The 22,062-nt window shown below is 38.5% G+C and carries 16 protein-coding genes and 3 pseudogenes; 5 read left to right on the top strand and 14 right to left on the bottom strand.

Annotated elements, in window-relative coordinates:
- Positions 1 to 6 precede the first annotated feature (6 nt).
- The 3 genes from gatA to K9V48_RS11720 all read right to left on the bottom strand — a co-directional run bounded on the left by gatA (position 7) and on the right by K9V48_RS11720 (position 2,664).
- On the bottom strand, positions 7 to 1,464 hold the full coding sequence (gatA, locus tag K9V48_RS11730) for an Asp-tRNA(Asn)/Glu-tRNA(Gln) amidotransferase subunit GatA (RefSeq protein ID WP_224139182.1): 1,458 nt from the start codon (positions 1,462 to 1,464) through the stop codon (positions 7 to 9).
- Positions 1,465 to 1,477: 13 nt separating this feature from the next.
- Entirely contained in the window at positions 1,478 to 1,768 is a 291-nt protein-coding gene (gene gatC / locus K9V48_RS11725) for an Asp-tRNA(Asn)/Glu-tRNA(Gln) amidotransferase subunit GatC (RefSeq protein WP_224139181.1), read from the bottom strand.
- Between the two features lie 518 nt (positions 1,769 to 2,286).
- Positions 2,287 to 2,664, bottom strand: coding sequence for an Hsp20/alpha crystallin family protein (locus K9V48_RS11720; RefSeq protein ID WP_224139180.1), 378 nt, complete (start codon positions 2,662 to 2,664; stop codon positions 2,287 to 2,289).
- A 539-nt stretch (positions 2,665 to 3,203) separates the two neighbouring features.
- On the opposite strand from K9V48_RS11720, the gene putP reads away from it, so the two are divergent.
- Together putP and K9V48_RS11710 are read left to right on the top strand one after the other, a co-directional pair.
- Positions 3,204 to 4,679 carry a sodium/proline symporter PutP gene (putP, locus tag K9V48_RS11715; protein WP_224139179.1) on the top strand — a complete coding sequence of 492 codons (1,476 nt, stop codon included), beginning with the start codon at positions 3,204 to 3,206 and terminating at the stop codon, positions 4,677 to 4,679.
- Positions 4,680 to 5,142: 463 nt separating this feature from the next.
- A complete protein-coding gene (locus tag K9V48_RS11710; protein ID WP_224139178.1) occupies positions 5,143 to 5,562 on the top strand; it encodes a hypothetical protein in 420 nt (139 codons plus the stop codon).
- A 222-nt stretch (positions 5,563 to 5,784) separates the two neighbouring features.
- On the opposite strand, the gene pruA is transcribed toward K9V48_RS11710, so the two are convergent.
- From pruA to K9V48_RS11665, 9 genes and pseudogenes are all read right to left on the bottom strand, one after another.
- Positions 5,785 to 7,332, bottom strand: a complete 1,548-nt coding sequence (pruA, locus tag K9V48_RS11705) for an L-glutamate gamma-semialdehyde dehydrogenase (protein WP_224139177.1) — start codon at positions 7,330 to 7,332, stop codon at positions 5,785 to 5,787.
- Positions 7,333 to 7,722: 390 nt separating this feature from the next.
- Entirely contained in the window at positions 7,723 to 8,949 is a 1,227-nt protein-coding gene (locus tag K9V48_RS11700; protein WP_224139176.1) for a CamS family sex pheromone protein, read from the bottom strand.
- Positions 8,950 to 8,964: 15 nt separating this feature from the next.
- The gene (gene ligA, locus K9V48_RS11695; RefSeq protein ID WP_224139175.1) at positions 8,965 to 10,971 is read right to left on the bottom strand and encodes an NAD-dependent DNA ligase LigA; all 2,007 of its coding nucleotides are present in this window, start codon (positions 10,969 to 10,971) and stop codon (positions 8,965 to 8,967) included.
- 34 nt (positions 10,972 to 11,005) lie between these two features.
- Positions 11,006 to 12,556, bottom strand: a pseudogene (locus K9V48_RS11690) (3'-5' exonuclease); the annotation flags it as partial.
- A gap of 880 nt (positions 12,557 to 13,436) precedes the next feature.
- Positions 13,437 to 14,120, bottom strand: a pseudogene (locus K9V48_RS11685) (UvrD-helicase domain-containing protein); the annotation flags it as partial.
- Positions 14,121 to 14,258: 138 nt separating this feature from the next.
- Positions 14,259 to 14,942, bottom strand: coding sequence for a heptaprenylglyceryl phosphate synthase (pcrB, locus tag K9V48_RS11680; protein WP_224139174.1), 684 nt, complete (start codon positions 14,940 to 14,942; stop codon positions 14,259 to 14,261).
- A gap of 350 nt (positions 14,943 to 15,292) precedes the next feature.
- Complete coding sequence (locus tag K9V48_RS11675) at positions 15,293 to 15,607, bottom strand: YerC/YecD family TrpR-related protein (protein ID WP_224139173.1); 315 nt, start codon at positions 15,605 to 15,607, stop codon at positions 15,293 to 15,295.
- Between the two features lie 19 nt (positions 15,608 to 15,626).
- Complete coding sequence (locus tag K9V48_RS11670) at positions 15,627 to 16,667, bottom strand: DUF3048 domain-containing protein (RefSeq protein WP_438803888.1); 1,041 nt, start codon at positions 16,665 to 16,667, stop codon at positions 15,627 to 15,629.
- A gap of 38 nt (positions 16,668 to 16,705) precedes the next feature.
- Positions 16,706 to 18,448, bottom strand: coding sequence for an adenine deaminase C-terminal domain-containing protein (locus K9V48_RS11665; protein ID WP_224139171.1), 1,743 nt, complete (start codon positions 18,446 to 18,448; stop codon positions 16,706 to 16,708).
- A 91-nt stretch (positions 18,449 to 18,539) separates the two neighbouring features.
- Between K9V48_RS11665 and K9V48_RS30165 the strand changes: the two are divergent.
- The 3 genes and pseudogenes from K9V48_RS30165 to K9V48_RS29680 all read left to right on the top strand — a co-directional run.
- Positions 18,540 to 18,686 (top strand): annotated as a pseudogene (locus K9V48_RS30165) (hypothetical protein); the annotation flags it as partial.
- A gap of 6 nt (positions 18,687 to 18,692) precedes the next feature.
- Positions 18,693 to 18,824 carry a hypothetical protein gene (locus K9V48_RS30160; RefSeq protein ID WP_498043122.1) on the top strand — a complete coding sequence of 44 codons (132 nt, stop codon included), beginning with the start codon at positions 18,693 to 18,695 and terminating at the stop codon, positions 18,822 to 18,824.
- A gap of 57 nt (positions 18,825 to 18,881) precedes the next feature.
- Positions 18,882 to 18,983, top strand: coding sequence for an EYxxD motif small membrane protein (locus K9V48_RS29680; RefSeq protein ID WP_368858292.1), 102 nt, complete (start codon positions 18,882 to 18,884; stop codon positions 18,981 to 18,983).
- Here the strand turns inward: K9V48_RS29680 and purD are convergent.
- Both purD and purH read right to left on the bottom strand, forming a co-directional pair.
- Entirely contained in the window at positions 18,964 to 20,232 is a 1,269-nt protein-coding gene (gene purD, locus K9V48_RS11655; protein ID WP_224139169.1) for a phosphoribosylamine--glycine ligase, read from the bottom strand. The two genes, K9V48_RS29680 and purD, sit on opposite strands and share 20 nt — an antisense overlap.
- A 274-nt stretch (positions 20,233 to 20,506) precedes the next feature.
- Positions 20,507 to 22,045: a bifunctional phosphoribosylaminoimidazolecarboxamide formyltransferase/IMP cyclohydrolase gene (purH, locus tag K9V48_RS11650; RefSeq protein WP_224139168.1), complete on the bottom strand. Its 1,539-nt coding sequence runs from the start codon at positions 22,043 to 22,045 to the stop codon at positions 20,507 to 20,509.
- Between the last annotated feature and the right edge of the window lie 17 nt (positions 22,046 to 22,062).

Raw genomic sequence — 22,062 nt, 5'->3', positions numbered from 1 at the left:
CACCCCTTACAGTTCAGGTTTTGCTTTATGATGTTCTGTTGCTTGCTCAAAAGTATGAGCAACACGATAAATCGTGCTTTCGTCAAAATGCTTACCGATAATTTGCAGACCAAGTGGTAAACCATTAGATAATCCACACGGAATGGAAATAGCCGGTACACCTGCTAAGTTAACAGGAATCGTTAAAATATCGTTCGCGTACATTGTTAATGGATCCTTCACATTCTCACCAATTTTAAATGCTGGTGTTGGTGTTGTTGGTCCAATAATGACATCGAATTTTTCAAAGACATCTTCAAAGTCTTTTTTAATTAACGTTCTTACCTTTTGTGCCTTTTTGTAGTAAGCATCATAGTAACCAGAGCTTAACGCAAATGTCCCAAGCATGATACGTCGTTTAACTTCATCTCCAAAGCCCTCAGCACGACTTTGCTTGTACAAATCAATTAAGTTTTCAGCATTATCAGTACGGTGGCCGAAGCGTACACCATCAAAGCGAGACAGGTTTGCAGATGCTTCAGATGATGATAATAAATAATAAGTAGCAAGAGCATATTTAGAGTGTGGTAACGATACCTCTTCCCATGTAGCTCCTTGTCCTTCAAGTACTTTTAAAGCATCTAAAACCGATTGCTTCACTTCTTCGTTAACACCTTCACCTAAATATTCTTTAGGCACAGCTATTTTCAGTCCTTTTACATCACCAGTTAAGGAAGATAGAAAATCTGGTACATCAACATTTGCAGAGGTTGAATCCATTTCATCAACACCTGAAATTGCTTGTAAAAGATAGGCATTATCTTCAACAGTACGTGTAATTGGCCCAATTTGATCTAAAGAAGATGCGAATGCAACTAATCCAAAACGTGAAACTCGACCGTATGTTGGCTTTAATCCAACAACTCCACAAAATGCTGCAGGCTGACGGATTGAACCACCAGTATCTGAACCTAAAGAAAATGGTACTTCTCCTGCTGCAACTGCTGCAGCTGAACCACCGCTTGATCCACCTGGTACTGTTTCAAGATTCCAAGGATTTCTCGTTGGTTTGAAGCCAGAGTTTTCTGTAGATGACCCCATCGCAAACTCGTCCATATTTAATTTACCGATTGTGATAGCCTCTGCGTGTTGTAGATGTTTTACAACTGTTGCATCATAAATCGGATCAAAGTTTTCAAGAATTTTACTCGCACAAGTAGTTCGTAAACCCTTTGTCACGATATTATCCTTCACACCTATTGGCATACCGAATAATAATCCAAACTGGTCACGGCTTCCTAGTGCCTCATCTAATTCTTTTGCATATGTACGTGCATTTTCTTCATTTAACGTTAAAAACGCTCCAACCTTGTCATCTACCTCTTGAATACGTTTATACGATTCATCAACTAAGTCAGAAACTGTAATTTCCTTCTTATGTAAAAGTCCTTTTAGTTCTGATATTTTACGATCAAAAAACGCCATGCATGTCCCTCCCTTATTCTAAAATTGATGGTACGCGAATATAACCATCTGCATGATCTGGTGCATTTTTTACAACTTCTTCGTTAGATAGTCCCTTTTCCGAAATATCTTCACGCATAATATTTTTCATATCTAATACATGTGACGTTGGTTTAACATTTTCTGTATCCACTTCATTTAATTGCTCAGCAAAAGAGATAATTGCATCTAGCTGGCTTGTGAAAAGCTCTGCATCCTCTTCTGTAATTGCTAAGCGAGCTAAATTAGCTACGTGTTTAACTTGATCTGTTGAAATTCTTGACATATCCTCTCACCTCCATAAACTCGTACATTCACAATACTCTGATGATACCAAACTAAAGCATATTTAATCAACAATTCATGAAGAAAAGCAGAAGCTCCTTATTCAGCCTAGGGCAATGAAATGCACAAGCAGACTTTCGCCTTCAAATACGACACCCAATAGTCAGTTTTAAACGAAAGGTACTCGCTGAAACTGTACTTATACGCCCTGTACAGTCTTTGACTTAGACGTTAGAAATTGACACTAAAGAGAGTCCCAAATTATATATTTTATATCTTTGAACAAAAACTTAAGAACCCCTACTATTAAATGGCAAAATCACCAATAGTCCCCTGCCTGCGTTTTAATAGCGGATTAGTTCATTTTCCTTACTTCATCGTCAGGAATCAATATTATATCAATTAATTAGACAAAAATATCATCCGTCTGACAATTAACAACATCTTTTCACCATTCACATACCTCGTTGTAGAAGCGGTGAACTTAAACTGATCGCAGTAGGGGGTATCCATCCCTCACTACTCAATTTTAATTCTCGTTGGCTTCTTCTTATCCAATCGGATCTCTAGTTTTCCATCGCGATAAACAGCCTTCATATTGCGCTTGATCACATCATTCGGTAAAGGTACTGCTCGCACACCACCAATCTTACGTGTTAGGTTCTCCTGTTCCTTTACTTCAATGTATACTTCGTTCCCACGGATTTCTACATTTATATCCCCTTTAGGCACACCTGGAAGTTCAGCAAAAATTTTGAAATGCTGATCATTTTCTACTACCTCAGTTAAAAAACCAGCCACAGGTGCTTTCCGAAAAGCATTGTCTATTGAATCTAAAAGCGTACGCTTTGGACGATTTTGAAAAAAATCATTCATCATCTTCATTGGATCACTCACGGCACACCCTCCTAAAAATAATTATTATTGATATTATCCTATGAATTCGAAAGTCGTTTTGACTAGGCAGCACTATAAAGCGAGACTTCCATCAGTGGGGTTTTCTTTATCCCCCACAGATGATATTAGCATGATTCACCTTTTGTTAACGGACAATTTAACCCAACTTATCCTTCTTTAATTTGAGGTCTTGAAGTCTCAGTTTTACTTACTGTTTCTTTCATTTCCTTATAGGTAAGAATGTCTTTATGTCATTCACTTGCTAAATGGCATAAAACCAAATAAAATAATAAACGGCTTATAGAAATGTTTATTTTTACTCGTCCTAATTTTCTGAATATTTTTACTTTTATTGTTTATGTAACCGCTTTATTTTACGCTATATTAATCTCTATAGTAGATAGACAGGCACTTCAAATTCGTTCCCTCACCTTGAAAAATAAGCAATAGTTTGATAGTTTTAATAACCATAAGCAAAAGCCTGACAATTTTTTAATTTTTCTGAAAATGTCAGCAAATAAAACAATTGGAGTGATTCGGTGGAATTAGGAATAATTATCTCTTTAGGGATCTACATGGTTGGTATGCTTTTGATTGGTTGGTACGCTTATAAGAAAACGTCAAACCTTTCAGATTATATGTTAGGGGGTCGTGGTTTAGGTCCAGCGGTAACTGCGCTTTCAGCTGGAGCATCAGATATGAGTGGCTGGATGCTCATGGGTTTACCAGGGGCAATGTATGTCTCAGGTCTTTCAAGCATATGGATTGCGATTGGATTGACAATTGGTGCTTATCTTAATTACTTACTTGTTGCACCGCGTCTGCGTACGTATACCGAAATTGCAAACGATTCAATTACCATTCCTGATTTTTTTGAAAATCGATTTGATGATGGTTCAAAAACGCTGCGTATTGTATCTGCTTTAGTCATCTTTATTTTCTTTACCTTGTATACTTCAGCAGGCTTAGTTTCCGGCGGTACACTGTTTGAATCTGCATTTGGGTTTGATTATCTTTTTGGATTGTTAGTGACGGCCAGTGTTGTTATGGCTTACACATTATTTGGTGGGTTTTTAGCGGTTAGTTTAACAGATTTTGTTCAAGGTTGTATTATGTTCGTCGCTCTTGTATTAGTTCCGATTGTAGCACTTACGGATATTGGAGGATTTGCATCTACATTTGATGAAATTCGTCAAATTGATAGCGCTATGCTTAATATTTTTACCGGCACATCCTTGATTGGAATTATTTCACTACTAGCATGGGGACTTGGTTATTTTGGGCAACCACATATTATTGTCCGATTTATGGCGATTTCTTCACTTAAAGAACTAAAGCCCGCTCGTCGTATTGGAATGGGCTGGATGATTATCTCAATCGTTGGTGCAATGCTTACAGGACTTGTAGGTGCAGCCTATATTTCGAAAACTGGTGCATCATTAGAGGATCCTGAGACAATCTTTATCTATTTCTCTGAGCTATTGTTCCATCCACTTATTACTGGTTTCTTACTGGCAGCAATATTAGCAGCAATTATGAGTACAATTTCGTCACAACTACTTGTTACTTCAAGTGCGCTGACAGAGGATTTTTATAAAGCACTTTTCCGTAGAGATGCTACTGATAAAGAGCTTGTCCTCGTAGGTAGACTTTCAGTGTTAATCGTTGCGGTTATAGCTATCTTCTTATCTATCAATCCTAATGACACAATATTAGGTCTTGTTGGATATGCATGGGCTGGATTTGGTTCAGCATTTGGTCCTGCGATTCTCTTAAGTTTGTATTGGAAACGTATGACCAAGTGGGGTGCTTTATCAGGTATCATAATTGGTGCGTTAACCGTACTGATTTGGGTGAACATTCCAGCGGCGAAAAACTTTATGTATGAAATGATACCAGGATTTGCATTAAGCCTACTCTCAGTTATCGTTGTAAGTCTGTTGACGAAAGCACCTTCTAAAGAGGTTGAAAATACATTCGGTAAAATGGAAGAAAAGCTTAACCAGGAAATTTGATACGTCTTAAAGTCAGCGTTTTACTCGTATTGTGTATCCTCATATTACCGTAATCTACTTTTTTGATGGTTTGCGGACACCTTGGCCTTCATTGGTTACCGTATTTACCTTTTACTCGGTTTACGGGCACCTTTGAGGGTCTTTTGTTACCGTTTTTTCCTTTTTTCGTGGTTCGCGGGCACATTCGGGGGTCTTTCGTTACCGTATTCATTCTTTTTTCGTAATTATCGGGCATAGTAGAGGTCTTTTAGGTCATCAATCATAAGTTCATTGTATTTTTATAAGACAACAAAATTCATCATTAATCAAAAACGATGCTTTCTTTCATGAGGCAAAGAAACCGTTAACTATTCTCACTTATTATCACTCTCAATATACCATTTGGATAGTTATTGAAAATCTGGAAGCATATCCAAAAACATGCTAAGCTAGTACTAGATTAATCGGTGGTAGGAGTGATATTTTGAAGAAATTTTTAATTAGTTTCGGAGGCTTGTTAATCATTTTGGGGGCAGCTGGAATCGTTAATCATCTTTCAATGACAATTAAAGCTGTACAGGAAGAACAGAATATGTATGGTGATTCAGTTCATTTCATGATGATTCAACTTTTTAGTACAATTGGACCGTATATTACATGCTTAATCGGCGGTGGAATTATTCTTGCTATGGCAGCGTTTCTTAATGAATATCAAAAGCGCAGTGAGATTACAACTCAGCTGATTCAAGCCCTATCTGAACAACGAATTGCACCTCCCAAGCAAGAAACGAAAGAATCTCTTACAAAACATGAGGATCATCAAATAACTAATTCTACAGACACAACTTCGAAAAAAGACACCTCGATTGGTTATGAAGATGAACGTTTTTATTGGAATGGCTAACTAGATGAAAAAACAAAAGCGCAAGCGCCTTGATCAGCCTCAGGCATAGCATAAGACGCTTTTGAATAGAAGGCCGTACTCTGCCTTCTATTCAAAAGTGGCTGTAGACCCAAGAGGGGCTAGGCGCTGGATGTCGTACGCTTAGCCACAGTACAAGAATTTTATAATTTCCTAAGCAACAATGAAAGGGACTGGCTCAACCTGAGTTAGTCCCTTTCCATTTTAAAGCATTTCAGATGTTGTTTTCGCTTGCATGTGTAGGATCAGGTAGTCAGGTCCTCCTGCTTTTGAATCTGTTCCAGACATATTAAAGCCACCAAATGGTTGATAGCCTACGATTGCACCTGTACATCCACGATTAAAATAGAGGTTTCCAACATGGAAATCTTCTCGCGCCTTTTCGATATGATCACGATTATTCGTTAACACTGCCCCAGTCAGGCCATATTCTGTATTATTTGCAATCTCAATTGCATGATCAAAATCCCTAGCTTTACAGAAGGCTACAACCGGACCAAATATTTCTTCCTTCATGATTCGTGCATGTTCATCAACATCAGAAAAGATCGTTGGTTCAATGAAGAACCCCTTCGAATTATCGGCTTTACCTCCAGCAACTAAATTCCCTTCTTCTTTCCCGATTTCAATATAACTTACGATTTTTTCATAAGCCGCTTGATCAATAACAGGTCCCATAAAATTTGATCTATTCTTCGGATCACCTACAGTTAAACCTTTCGTTAGTTCAACAACTTTATCTAATACTTCGCCGTATACGTCTTCTAGGACAACAGCTCTAGAGCATGCAGAACATTTTTGTCCAGAAAAACCAAAGGCAGATGCTACGATTGATTTGGCCGCCAAATCCAAATCTGCAGAGCTATCGACAACAATTGTATCTTTTCCACCCATTTCTGCTATAACGCGCTTTAACCAAATCTGCCCATCATGAACTTTTGCAGCCCGCTCGTAAATCCGCACACCCACATCTCGAGAACCAGTGAAACTAATAAACCTAGTTCGTGGATGATCTACTAAATAATCTCCGACCTCAGAACCACTTCCAGGGAGATAATTAACGACGCCTGCTGGTAATCCCGCCTCTTCTAGTACTTCAATAAATTTAGCAGCTATAACCGGTGTTGTACTTGCTGGCTTTAATAAAACAGTATTACCCGCAACAAAAGCTGCCGATGTCATCCCAGCCATAATGGCAAATGCAAAATTCCATGGTGATATAACAATACCGACTCCTAGTGGGATATAATGAAAACGATTATATTCAATTTGTCTACTCTCAACAGGAATACCATCCTTTAATTTCAACATTTGCCGTCCGTAATATTCCATAAAATCAATTGCCTCTGCGGTATCAGCATCCGCTTCGTTCCAAGGCTTTCCTGCTTCTTTTACAAGAAGTGCTGAAAATTCATGTTTACGTCGTCGGACAATTGCCGCTGCACGAAACAAAATATCCGCTCTCATTTCCGGCTTCGATTTCCGCCAAGATTTAAACGTTTTATCAGCAATTTGCATTGCTTCCTCTGCATGCGCCTTCGTTGCCTTTGATACCGTTCCAATAACTTCTTCCTTATTAGCAGGGTTAATTGAGATGATTTTATCTTTTGTCGCAACACGATTTCTACCAATGATCAAACTATAATCTTGATTTAAATAGGATTGAACGATCTTTAAACCATCTTCAAACGCACGTTTATTTTCATCAACCAAAAAGTCAGTAAACGGTTCGTGTTTGTAAGGTACTACCATTTCTTTCGCCTCCTTGGAATTACTTGGCTATTCCTCTTCCAAATCTCTTCATTTTGAAAGAACCATTGAATAAAGCGAGACTTCCCTTAATCTTTACAGGCAGTTTTCTCCTCATCTTGCTCGTGAATCTTGAGGGTTTTACTGCCCGATAAAAAGCTCTTATAAATGAACGCTCATGCTTCATTCGTATGCATAGCCTATGGTAGAAATGATTATCTTTCATTGTTGATGAAAATAAAAAACAAGCTAGATTAGACTTCCTAGCTTGTTTTCTAAAGGGATAATAAATAATCAGTTTTTTGTCCTTACGTTTGAAGACATGCCGTCATGCTTTTGCCTGCCATCCGCCAATTTGCGCACGACTAATCAAGGGGCTTCAGCTTTTCCACCTTACCTATAGACATGAACAATTGGCTCTTCTTTGTCTGGTTCTTTCACGATGAGCGCTTCCTGTCCAGAGTTAGACATAACATTCACTTCTAAGGTTATATAGTTTGGGAAATAGTCCATTACCTTCCCTGTGACAAACTGTGTAAAGGCAATAACCTCACCTTTCCCATAAAATTGCATTGGTATTTCAATATCTAAATAATTTAATTCTCCGTTCTTATAAAACGCTTTTCCAATTACACCCGTATAGTTCGGGAAAAAGTCTTCAATTTCTAATTTAAATCGATTGAACATCTGTGCATCATCTCGGTAATTATTTGTTGCTTCATCTGAAGGAAATAGGAAGTAATCCTCATCAATAGCTTCCCAATTTCCAAGATTGTTGCTATTTCCCTTCACAACCGATTTGGCAACAAAGTTACCAGGAACAACCGAAGATTTTTTCTCTTGTTCATAGATTGCAATAAGAACCGGCACTTTCTCTAACCCTTTCGTGCTTCTCACCCGATTAATCACTACTTCAGCCATTTCTTTTCCTTTTGCTAAAAGTTCTTCACGGCTAATTTTCTTCTCACGCGCATAACCTTGTTGCTGCTTATAATAGTAAACAGAATTCATTGCGAGACCAATGACTACACCACCTAATTCAACGGTATCGTCTTTGCGGATCAAATAATTATGTTCAAGAATGTGTGCTAAGTAAATCGGATTCTCTGAATATAAGGTCTCAAGATTACTTCCCTCTGGTAAAGCAGGGTTAAGTCCAACTTCAACATATTTTTCATCTGCACCAGTGGTATTTTTATCTTTAGCTTTTGCTTCTGCTTGTGCATTCTTTAGCTTTTCGCCGAGCTTCTTCCTTGCCAGCCAACTTTTTACGACATCGCCCTTTAAATATTGTCCTTCTTGAAATAAATACGTATCTGTCGAAAACGTTTCTTGGGCTACCCTCATTAAACCTGTTTCAAATTCATCGATATCTAGTCGAGTATTTAGTTGTTCAGCAACTAATCCTCTTGCCTCCCCAGGCTTATAACTTGGTTCCCCTTCTTTCTGACTCAATATTGCCTTGTAATATGAATCAGAAATATTATATTCGGGGATAATGGCCTTTTCCTTTGATTCGTTCTCTGTTTCCTGCACGATTTCTTCTGGCTCTCCAAAGTTTGGTGCACAGGCTGTTAAGACTAGAAAGCCTGCTAACACCGTTAATAGTTTCTTTTTCAAGTGAGTCAACACCTTTTATTTATTTAGTTCAGCGACAAGCCGAGCTTCATCCCATATTTCAATGTTTAATTCCTCGGCCTTTTTCAACTTACTGCCTGCAGCTTCACCAGCTACCACAAGATCAGTATTTTTACTTACACTCCCGGTTACTTTCCCACCGAGCGCCTCAATTCCTTCTTTGGCTTCATTTCGCGATAACTGCTCAAGCTTTCCAGTTAATACAATTGTTTTTCCAGCTAAGTACGAATCACTATCTTCTGCTTTTATCAACTTAGGTCCTTTGTAAGCAGTATTAACCCCAAGAGATGCAAGTTCATTAATTAAATGCTGTACATCAGGGTTTTCAAAATAAGTAACAACTGCGTCCGCCATTTTATCGCCTATTTCATTGATGGAGATTAGTTCCTCATTTGAGGCCTGCATGAGTTTTTCAATCGATTCAAAGTACTGTGCTAACGTTTTTGCCGCCTTGGCTCCAACATGGCGAATGCCTAATCCAAACAGAAGTTTCTCCAATGAGTTTTCCTTCGATTGCTCTATTGCACTTAGTAAATTATCTGTCGACTTCTCACCCATTCTCTCAAGCTGGATGAGCTGTTCACGGGTTAATCTATATAAGTCGGCAACATCTTTAATTAACCCTTCTTGGAACAATTGCGCTACAACTCGTTCCCCGAGACCATCTATATTCATCGCATTTCTTGAGACGAAGTGAATAAGACCTTCTACTATTTGAGCAGGGCATTGTGGGTTAATACAACGGAGTGCGACCTCCCCTTCGATTCGTACGAGTTCACTTTCACAAGCAGGACAATGAGTAGGCATCATAAATGTTTGTTCTTCACCGGTACGTTGATCTACTAAAACATTTACAACCTCTGGGATAATATCTCCTGCTTTTTTGACAACAACTGTATCACCAATTTTAATATCTTTTTCTCGAATTAAATCCTCGTTATGAAGAGATGCGCGTTGAACAGTTGTACCTGCAACTTTAACAGGCTCTAAAATCGCTGTTGGCGTAATCACACCAGTTCGTCCCACACTTAATTCAATATCAATTAGCTTCGTCATCACTTCCTCAGCAGGGAACTTGTAAGCAATTGCCCAACGTGGACTCTTAGCTGTAAATCCAAGTTCCTCCTGTTGTGTAAGCGAATCGACCTTTATGACGATTCCATCGATTTCATAAGACAATGAAGCTCTTTTTTCTTGAATTTCTTCGATAGCAGCAAGGACTTCCTCGATGCTAGTACATTTTCTACGTTCTTGATTTGTTTTAAATCCTACGTCTTCTAATAGGTCTAGTGCTTCACTATGTCTTTCAACACCTGTTTCACCTAAATCGGCAATGCTATACACAAAAATATCGAGGTTACGCTTTGCTGCTATTTTTGGATCAAGCTGTCTAATCGAACCTGCAGCAGCATTTCTCGGGTTTGCAAACGGTTCTTCTTCAAGCTGTAAACGCAGTTCATTAAGCTTTTCAAAAGACTTTTTCGGCATAAATGCTTCACCGCGTACCTCAAATGATAGTTCTCTTTTTATTCTAAGTGGAATCGAGCGAATTGTTTTTAGGTTTTCCGTAATATCTTCACCTATTGTACCATCTCCACGAGTAGCACCTTGTACGAATAATCCATTCTCATACCTTAAAGAAACGGCTAGACCATCGATTTTCAACTCGACCACATATTGAATATCATCGCCAACAGCTTGCCGAACACGACGGTCAAAATCTCTTAAGTCTTGTTCATTAAAGGCATTTCCTAGGCTTAACATTGATGTCCGATGAACAACTTTTTGAAAAGCCTCTAAAACAGCTCCTCCGACCCTTTGTGTAGGAGAATCTGATGATTTCAAATCTGGAAACGCCTCTTCAAGCTTTAATAGTTCCTGCATTAATCGATCATATTCAGAATCCGGCACACTTGGTTTATCTAAAACATTGTACTCATAGTTATAAATGTTTAGTAGCTCATGAAGCTCATGAACTCTATTCAATGCTGATTGTTTATCCATTCAGATGTCCAATCCTTTCTACCCGAACTTCTTCTTACACACGGTTTATTGGCGCAAATTTTGCTAACAGACGTTTAATTCCGACTGGACTTGGGAAGGCGATATCTAATTCCGTTCCTTCACCTGTGCCTTTTACGCTGACTACTGTCCCAATACCCCACTTTTTATGTTCTGCTTTATCACCAACACCCCAAGAAATTCCGTCTCCTCCCGTTGAGGTCGCAACCGGTCTTGAAACAGGTGGACGTGTATCAAGCCTGCGCCCCTGATTGAAGGATGAGGTAGATTTCTTTGCTGTGTTTAACTTTTTCTTTGCTTCATTTAAATTCTCAATTAACTCACTTGGTATTTCAGAAATAAATCGCGACTCTGGATTCATGCTTGTCCGTCCAAATAACGTACGCATTTGTGCGTTTGTTATAAATAATTCTTTTTCAGCACGAGTAATCCCAACGTAGGCAAGGCGACGCTCTTCTTCCATTTCAGCCTCTTCCATTAATGAACGACTATGTGGAAAAACACCTTCTTCAAACCCGATTAAAAACACGACAGGGAATTCTAACCCCTTTGCCGAGTGCAGGGTCATTAACACAACCGCATCACTTTGTTCCTGCTCATCTTCCTCGAGCTTATCAATATCAGCTACAAGCGCTAAATCGGTTAAAAATGCAATGAGACTTTTATCTTCATTCTGCTTTTCAAATGTTTGCGTAACAGATAAAAACTCATCAATATTCTCTAAACGACTCTGTGCCTCAATTGTTTTCTCTTGTTTCAGCATGTCTCGATAACCAGATTTCTCGATAATCTCTTCTGCTAGCTCTGTAACGGATAAATAATCCTGCATATTGCCGAGGTTACGAATTAATTCACGGAATTCAACCAATGCATTGATTACCCGTGCACTTACACCAATTTGTTCAATTTCATTTAATGCTTGAAACAGTGACAAGTCATGATCAATTGCATAATTCGCAATTTTATCTACTGATGTCGAACCAACACCTCGTTTAGGTACATTAATGATACGTCTTAAACTAATATCATCATCCGGGTTGGAGATTAATCGTAAGTAAGCGAGCAAGTCCTTAATCTCTTTACGATCATAGAACTTAATTCCACCGACAATCGTATAATTCAGATTAGATTTAAGTAAAACTTCCTCTATGATCCTCGATTGAGCATTTGTTCGGTATAAAATCGCAATTTCTGAAAGCTTTCTTTGCCCTGAATCGACAAGCTGTTTGATTTTTCCTACAACAAATTGCCCTTCCGCTGCTTCACTATCTGCTCGATAATACGAAATCTTTGATCCCTGTTGATTTTCTGTCCAAAGCTTTTTCGGTTTACGATTTGAATTATTTTTGATAACCCCATTTGCTGCATCTAAAATCAACTTAGTTGAACGGTAATTTTGTTCTAGCAAAATCACATTTGCATTAGGATAATCTTTTTCAAAAGAAAGGATATTGGCAATATCAGCACCACGCCAGCGATATATCGATTGATCAGAATCACCGACTACACAAAGATTTTTAAACCTTGCTGCTAAGAGTTTTACTAACATATATTGGGCTCTATTGGATATGGATAGGTAAGCCTTTGAAGTCATCTCCAGCTTTTCCCCCCATTCACACCGTACGTGCGAGTTTCCCCGCATACGGCGTTCCATCAATTCGTTATCATCAAGCTACTATTTTATCGTTTCCAACCAACTTGCGAAGTTTGTTGATTATCTTAATGGCATCTTTATTTAGGTTCAGTATACGAACCTATAAGGGTTGGTTTGCATTTTTTGAAAGTCTCTCGAACCTGATAGACGATAAATGTAGTTGCTTTAACAAATTGACTAGTGGCTATCCCTCCATGATGTTTCCATCACTTCAACGGTACTGTGCCACCACTATCACTGACATAAAGATAAGTTATGGCTTATGCCCTTCCTTAACACCGCTTCAACGGTAGTAAGACCTCCACGTTGTCAGCTTCCCACGTTCCAATGATTTTATCTGTACATGCACTTGTAGGTGAATCCTCTAGCCCTGCTAGCTTGATCATGCCTGTAACACGACAAGGTGTTTCATAAAGACAACTCTTACTCCACCTCACTAGCACCACGAACCGTGGCAATACCATTTCTAGTATCTATACCTCTAGAGCCGTACATTCGGATTTTCGTCAGTTGGCTTTTTCGCGCCAACATTCTCACCATGAGCGTTTTATAGACCCCCGGCTTATCTTGTTACACCTTCCACCTCTGGAAAGCTTTCGTCAACTTGATTTGTTACGGCAACATTCAGCCGACTTCACCGAGCTTATAACCTCAGGGACACTTACCTTCCTTGACGCTATTCGGAGGATCAGGGAGAGCCTTTCAGGACGTTACCCCATCATTCGACTCTTCAAATCATCAGTTCTCCTAGCTTTATGCTAGTGGCTAATCTTTTCAATTAGCAACGTGTCGCACTATCCTGATACTCATCAACATGAATATATTGAAACTTTCTTTGGTACGTTTCAAGAACCTCAGGGACTCGTTGAAACAATTGAATGGTTGACATAATTAGATCATCAAAATCAAGAGATTGATTTTTGCGTAACTTTTTTTGATACTCCTTATAAACGTCGCTTACCGTTTGTTCATAGTGACCGTTAGCTGTTTTATCAAATTCCTCTGGTGTGATAAGTTCATTTTTCGCACTACTAATTGTCCCTAATAAGCTTCTTGGATCGTGTTTCTTAGGGTCGAGATTTTTCTCTTTCAGCACCGTTTTGATTACTGACAATTGATCAGTCGTATCAAGGATGGAAAAGTTACGATTTATCCCCATTCTGTCACTATCTCGACGCAAAATCCGCACGCACATGGAGTGAAAGGTTGAAATCCATATATCATCTGCTCCTGGGCCTAAAATTCGCTGAATTCTTTCCTTCATTTCGCGAGCCGCTTTATTTGTAAACGTAATCGCCAAAATATTCCATGGTGCTATTTGTTTTTCTGTCATTAAATAGGCAATCCGATGGGTTAACACTCGGGTTTTACCACTCCCCGCTCCTGCCATGATTAATAATGGCCCATCCGTTGCTTTTACTGCTGCTTGTTGCATGTCGTTCAAACCTGTAAGTAATTGATTTGATAAAAATTGCAACTTCTTCACCGCCTTAACAAACATATGTTCTATTTTATCAAAAGAATGTGGTTGAATACTACCACTAAATACAAAAACCTATTAATAAGCTAGCTAGCCTATTTCCAAATTAAACTGGAGGTATTCGGACCCTTTAAATTATTTTACAGCTTCGACCGTTTGAAGAGCTGCGTTCAAATCTGTATAAATAATATTTCCAACTACTACAGCATCAGCATATTGTGCAAAATTCTTCGCTTCCTCTGCCGATGTTATTCCACCTCCGTAGAAAAGCTTCGTACTTGTTAAAGCTTTTTTTGTTTGCTCAACTACAGTAATATCTCCTAGCTTCCCACTATATTCAAGATAAAAAATCGGTAAGTGGAACATATTTTCTGCGACGCGCGCATACGCCACAACATCTTCAATTGAAAGGTCAGTTTTAGCATCTGCCAGGGTAGCAGCTTTACAATCAGGATTTAAAATGCAATACCCTTCAACAATTAGCTCCTCCCAATTCATGATTTCCCCAAATTCCTTTACCGCTTCATGATGCAAATCAATAATCCACCTTGTGCTGCTGCTATTTAAAACAGTCGGGATAAAATATAAGTCAAACCCAGGAATAATTGCTTCGGCATTTGAAACCTCTAAAACACACGGAATCAGGTAGCGACGGATTCGCGACATTAAATTCAACACATTATCTTCTGTAATATTATCGCTTCCCCCAACAATAATACCATCTGTTCCTGATTCACAGATTTTTTCTAAGTCTTCATCACTTATTTCTTTATCGGGATCGAGTTTAAATACATGCTTCCACTCGTTAATATCATACATACAGGACTCCTCCATTCAAAAATATCCATTCCACTATTATAGCAAAGATCCCATATGCAAAAAACGCGAAGCTCTGATCTAATTTTGACAATTACTAAGAAAAGAGCAAGCACCTTGATCAGCCTAAGGCAGGCATAAGACGCACATGAATAGAAGGCGTTCTTTGTCAATTCATGTGTGACTAGACCTGAGGGGGCTAGGACGCTTGCGCTAGACACCAAAACAAAGTACAAAACATATAAATTCTGATAGTATTAAAAAAACGAAGAATTCCATTGATAGAAAGACAATAAAAGAAGCTAATCAACTAGATAGTAGATTAGCTTCTTTTTTCATTAATCGGACTTTTTTTATTCTGATTTGGTCGGTTGTTTTTTATCATGTACTCGTTCCAATGCCATTTGATAGGCATCGTTTCCATAATTCAAACAACGTTTTACACGTGAAATGGTAGCAGTACTTGCACCCGTTTCTGATTCGATTTTATGATAGGTAAATCCTTCGCTAAGCATTCTTGCTACTTCTAATCTTTGTGCAAGCGATTGGATTTCATTTACAGTACAAAGATCATCAAAGAAGCGATAACATTCTTCTAAATCTTTTAATGACAAAATAGATTTAAAGAGCTGATCCAGTTCTTTACCACGAAGCTTTTCTATTTGCATAAACATTCTCCTTTTGCTTTTACGATTGATCTGAAAATGTATCTATGATGTTTGGGACAATATTAATCCACGTTTTTCCTGGCACAAACTTTACAACTTCACCATTTTTAATCGGAATGATCCTTCCATCACGATTTTCCCATTCCAACTCTTGCTTTAATCCCTTTTGGAAGAGTATCGCCTTACCTCCTGATGTCAGATCAATTCCCCTTCTTCCATAATCATCTAGATATGAATGATTCATTTCAACGACGAAAATGTTGCTTAGAGAAACCGGTTCTCCACTTTCTAAATCAACCGTTTGTTCATTATCACTAAAACGACTATAGCTTTGTTTTGTTTGATTATACTCATATGTCGATTGCCATGTTTGAGATTTACCATATTTCACAACAAATTTGCTTGATGGTTCTCCCTCTAAGTTTGCAATTTCTTCTTCTGAAAGAAACGGATAGGGTTCTACTTCAGCCGCTATTTCATAGTTATTGGATACAGCGCCCTTTACAATATTTTCATTTGATATATATGAATTATGTGGTGCTTTACGATGAGCTGCTCTCCAAAATAATGTGCCATCATAAAACAATCCATTTAAATAATCGGCTTCTCCCGCTTCCAGCTTTTGTTTAGCCGTTGGGCTCCAGCCATGACTAATATAAAGTGCATTGTAGCCTTTACTGAGATCAACATAATATTCTCTTGCACTTCGAACAGGTCCGATAACATCAGGTAATTCACTCTGGAAGATTGCCAAAAATCGAGTAATGCTCCCCTCTGAAAGAACTTCATAGACAATATCAGCTTTATGAAGACCCGATTGAGGTCTAGCATTTGGGTGATTATTAATCATAACTGCCACTGGGCGTTGGTTCTGTTCACCATCTATTGCTTCAAGTCCGGTGAGCGGATAAATTGTTTCTTCCCCGACTTCAACAGCAACCGGTTTGGCCTCATTCTGAACAGACCCCTGGTTACTTGTCGTATTGTGCTCTTCTTTATTGCCACAAGCACTAATTACTAGTAATGTGGACAAAATCACAAATGAGAATTTTCCTTTTATCAAACTAACACAACCTTACACTTTATTACTTTTATATTTTAACGCATTATAGACGGAAAGAGTACCGTTTTTTTCATAACATCAAAAATGCCTTGTGGTGTTATTCGAATATATGGCAAAAGTGTAGCCGACAAGTATAACAAAGAAGAAATTGGATCATCAAAGCTATAGCCTCTTTCTTTCAAAAGAGAATTTAATTGGTTTTGTTTTATCATGACCTCTTCTAAGCTTTTATTTGAGGCACTTCCATTTAGCTCTAATGGCATTTCAAATAGTACCTTCCCATTTTCAGTTAAGACAATTCCACCACCAATTTCTTTCATGCGCGTAAATGCAGCAGCCATTTCCGTTTTACTTTTTCCAATAATAATAATATCGCCTGTTGAGGAATAAGAGCTTGCAAAGCCTTGGATATGTTGAGAAAAGCCTTTTAATATTGTATTATTTCTCCATTCTCCACTACGATCAATTAATGCTAGGTAGCTTTCATCATGACTTTCGGAAATTTCGTTATCTGTACTATCAATTGTTATCGAATAAGGCTCCATGATGACTGCATTTCTCATCTTCATTCCTAATGGCATGGAAAACTGTAGATCATCCATCTCCAGATTCCAATTTAATTCTGCTGGTCCTAGGCCATATTCTCCCCAATTTACAACATCTTTCACTTCTTGAGGCTGATTATCCTTAAGTAACCATAACCCTTTAGACATTACTGAAGTCGGATTTGGTCTGTCAATAGAATCCAATATATTTAAAGTAGCTATTCGGCCTGGTGAAATAACACCTAGTTTATCTTCAAGCTGATAGTATTTTGCTATATTAAAGGATGCCATATTGTATGCATCAATTGCTGGGACGTTGCATTCTAGCGCAATTTCAATACAACGGTTAATCATGCCATCTTCATAAAAAGTTGGCGTTGCCCCATCAGTTGTATAATAGACATGATCATACGTTGTTAACCCCTCCTCCTGTATCTCCTTTATCAGTTTAACGAGGTCTGGTCGGATAGATGAATGTCTGATTGCTGCTGTATAGCCCATTTTCAGACGGTTTATGACATCTTTGCCTGTCATCGATTCATGGTCGCTGTCGACTCCAAATAGTTTCATTTTTGTTAACGTATTTTCAGAAGCACCAGGAAAATGTCCTTCAAGTCTTTTTCCCCTGCTCTTCGTTTCTTGAAGCCAATATAGTATCCAGTCATCACCATCTATTAGCTTTGGCCAGCTTGTTAGTTCACCACCTTGAATAACAGCTTTATGATCTAACCATTCATTCATAAAGTCGTGAGTAAAAATAGTTTCTTCAGATCGAACCTCTGTTTGCAAATCAAATCTTGCCCACCAATAAAAATGGTAAGGTAGCTTTTCTATATCATCAAGAAACGTAAGCGCTTTCTTTTTTTCGCATTGTAAAAGTAAAAAAAGATTATCTCCTATAAATGTTGTTGTTCCTGTTTGTGACACATACTTTGCTAATGTATGGGGATTATATAGTTGAAAAGGATGTGCATGTGGCTCAATGTAGCCTGGCACAACAACTTTGTTTGAACAATCAATGATGTCTGTTTGTGCTGAATAATCTGGTAAATTGTCTCCAACATAGACAATTCGATCTTCATATATCCAGATATTCGCTTTAATCCATTGACGCAAGTAAGAATTAAGGTAGGTAGCATTCTTTAACACAATTGTTGGTGCAAGTTTTTGTGATAGTACATCTATTTGTTTACGTATTTGACTGTTTTTCCAATGAAATTTCCCATGGGGCATAGGTAACCCTCCATTTTTTACTAATTATCTACTATGTTAACATATTCAGCTTAGTAAAGCATGAAAGTTTTGTTTCAATTTTATTACATTTATGGGGGTTTTAAAATCGATTCGTCCAAATATAGGTATCGTAAATGCATTAATTAGAATTACATGTGGTCTGACTATCCTTGCTTGGTCTACATCTAAATCTTGCAAAAAGCCTTGGAGAGATTGCTATTTCATTCTGAATGTAATCGGGGCAATGAAGGTCGGAGAAGGAATTTTACGTTTCTGCCCGTTCGTCTATTTAGTTAAAAACGCCAAAACTCCATTCTTAAAGGATGAAGAAAATCTTGAAGAAGATGATGAAAAGGTTGTATTCAATCCTTCTTAATACCAAAAATGGGACTGGCTTGAAGGCCAGTCCCTTATTTAAATTGGAGGTGTTCACATGTTTTTAGAATACTTAACCGATATGTCGTTTAGTTTAATTGCACTTATCGGCGGAATTATTGCGGTATTGTTCGTTTATATTAAGAAACGCCGTGCTTAATTGCTTTGTATCCGATATCTGTTCTGTAAAATAAGGCAGGTGCCGCTACTTTTTCAACAAGCTCATAAGCTTGTTTTTGAGCATCGAGTATTGTTTCACCAAAGCCTGAAACAACCAATACACGACCACCGTTATTAACGAATTGATCTTCAACTTTTTTCGTTCCAGCATGGAAAATAACTGCTTCTTCGTTTGTAGCTGTCAATGGACCAATTGGCAGTCCTTTTTCGTACTCGTTTGGATAACCTTTTGAAGCGAGTACAACTCCTAAAACAGCTTTCTGTGACCAAACGAGTTCAACAGGTTTATCATCAAGAATCGCTAATAATGATTCAACTAAATCTGATTCAAGTCTTGGAAGGACTACCTGTGTTTCTGGATCACCAAAACGCGCATTAAATTCGATTACCTTTGGTCCAGCAGTTGTAAGGATTAGTCCAGCGTATAGTATCCCTGTGAAAGAGCGACCTTCACTTACAAGTGCTTTTGCTGCAGGCTTTAATATCGTCTCTATCGCTGTCTCAACGACCTGCTCAGAAATCTGTGGCACGGGAGAATATGCTCCCATTCCTCCAGTATTAGGTCCCTCGTCATTGTCATACGCACGTTTATGATCTTGAGCGATAACCATTGGATATACCTTCTCACCTTTTACAAAAGCCATTAAAGAAAATTCTTCCCCTGCAAGAAATTCCTCAACAACGACAGACTGAGAAGCCTCGCCAAATTTTCCACCCTCAAGCATTTCCGTTAAACTTTCAATTGCTACATCAACGGTTTCAGCAACAGTTACTCCTTTTCCAGCAGCAAGTCCATCTGCTTTTATGACAATAGGAGCACCCTTTTCTTCTACATATGCCTTTGCATCATCTAGTGAAGTAAACGTTTGGTAATCAGCCGTTGGAATGTCGTATTTCACCATAAGTTCCTTCGCAAAGTTTTTACTACCTTCGATTAGAGCAGCTTCTTTCGTTGGACCAAATATTTTTAATCCCGCTGCTTCAAATTCATTTACAACCCCATTCAATAATGGAACTTCAGGACCGACAATTGTTAAATCAATGTTTTTTTCTTTCGCAAATTCTAACAACCCTTGTGTGTCAGACTCGCTAATGGATACTCTTGTTGCCAGGTCATTCATTCCATCATTTCCTGGTGCAACAAAGACTTCATCTACAAGATTACTTTTTACTGCCTTCCAAACAAGTGCATGTTCACGTCCACCTTGCCCTATGATTAGAACATTCATGTTAACACCCCATTTTTATGGTTTAAGAAATTATAAAATTCTTGTACTGCGGATAAGCGCACAACATCTAGCTCCAGCTCATACATCGCTAAACGGGCGCTTACGCTTTTGTTCTGATATCAGAATTTATAAGTTTAGGCTTCGAGAATTGTCTAGCTCCAGCGCCTAGCCCCTCGAGGTCATAAGCCACTCAGGAATTGAAGGCAAAGAACGCCTTCTATTCCTGAGCGTCTTATGCTTGTCGGGGCTGAACAAGGCGCTTCCGCTTTTCGTATCAATGTTTAAAATGACGTACTCCTGTGAATACCATTGCAATTCCATATTCATCAGCCATACGAATTGATTCTTCGTCACGGATTGAGCCACCTGGCTGGATAATAGCTGTGATACCTGCTTTTGCAGCAGTTTCCACTGTATCTGACATTGGGAAAAATGCATCAGAACCTAAAGCACTTCCTTTTGCCTTTTCACCAGCTTGCTCAATCGCAATTTTTGCTGAGCCTACACGGTTCATTTGCCCCGCACCAACTCCAACAGTCATTTCATCTTTAGCAAGGACAATCGCATTTGATTTGACATGCTTAACAACTTTCCAAGCTAATTTTAAATCCTTCCACTCATCCTCAGAAGGCTCGCGCTTCGTTGGAATCGTTACCTCTACATTATCAAGTGATAATGTATCTTGATCTTGAACAAGCAATCCGCCATGTACAGATTGAAGTTGTTTTTCAGGCTTAGAAGGTGCAGACACATCAATCGTTAATAGACGAAGATTTTTCTTCCCTGTTAACACGTCTAATGCTTCCTTACTGAAAGAAGGGGCAATAACGATTTCAAGGAAAATTTCATGTAACTTTTCAGCAGTTGCTACATCAACCTCATGGTTTAGCGCAACGATACCACCGAAAATAGACGTTGGGTCCGCTTCATAACAACGTGTATATGCTTCAAGTGTTGACGTTCCGACACCAACGCCACATGGATTCATATGTTTAACGGCAACAGCTGCTGGTTCTGTAAATTCACGAACGATTTGCAATGCTGCATCAGCATCTTTAATGTTATTAAACGAAAGCTCTTTCCCGTGAAGCTGCTGTGCATTTGCAATAGAAGCAACTGGAACGAAAGGCTTTTGATAAAATGTTGCTTTTTGATGAGGATTTTCCCCGTAACGAAGTGATTGTTTTTTCTCAAACGTATATGTGACTGTTTCTGGATCTTCTTCACCAATTGAGTTTGTTAAAAATTCAGCAATTAATGCATCATAAGCAGCTGTATGTCTAAATACTTTTGCAGCCAAGCGTTGTTTTTGTGCTAAAGAAACTTCACCAGATGCTTTTAACTCTTCTAATACCGCATTATAATCCTGTGGATCAACTAATACTGTCACATCTTCATGATTTTTAGCTGCTGATCGAAGCATTGAAGGACCGCCAATATCAATATTTTCAATTGCGTCTTGGAATTTAACGTCCGGCTTTGAAATTGTCTCTTTGAAAGGATAAAGATTGACAACAACAAGATCGATTGTTTCGATATTATTTTCCTTTAATTGGTTCATATGACTAGGATTATTACGTACAGCTAGCAATCCACCGTGAATATTTGGATGAAGTGTTTTTACACGCCCGTCCATGATTTCTGGAAAGCCAGTTACTTCAGAAATACCAATTACATTCAGGCCGTTTTCTTCAAGCAATGCTTTCGTTCCACCTGTAGAAATAACTTCAACGCCTAACTCAATTAATTCTTTGACAAAAGGAACGAGATTTTCTTTATTTGACACACTAACAAGCGCGCGTTTGACTGCCATTTTATTCACCTCTAGCA

The organism is Metabacillus rhizolycopersici (assembly GCF_020075705.1).
The sequence above is the reverse complement of the archived record's forward strand: the minus strand, read 5'-3'. Positions and strand labels throughout refer to the sequence as shown.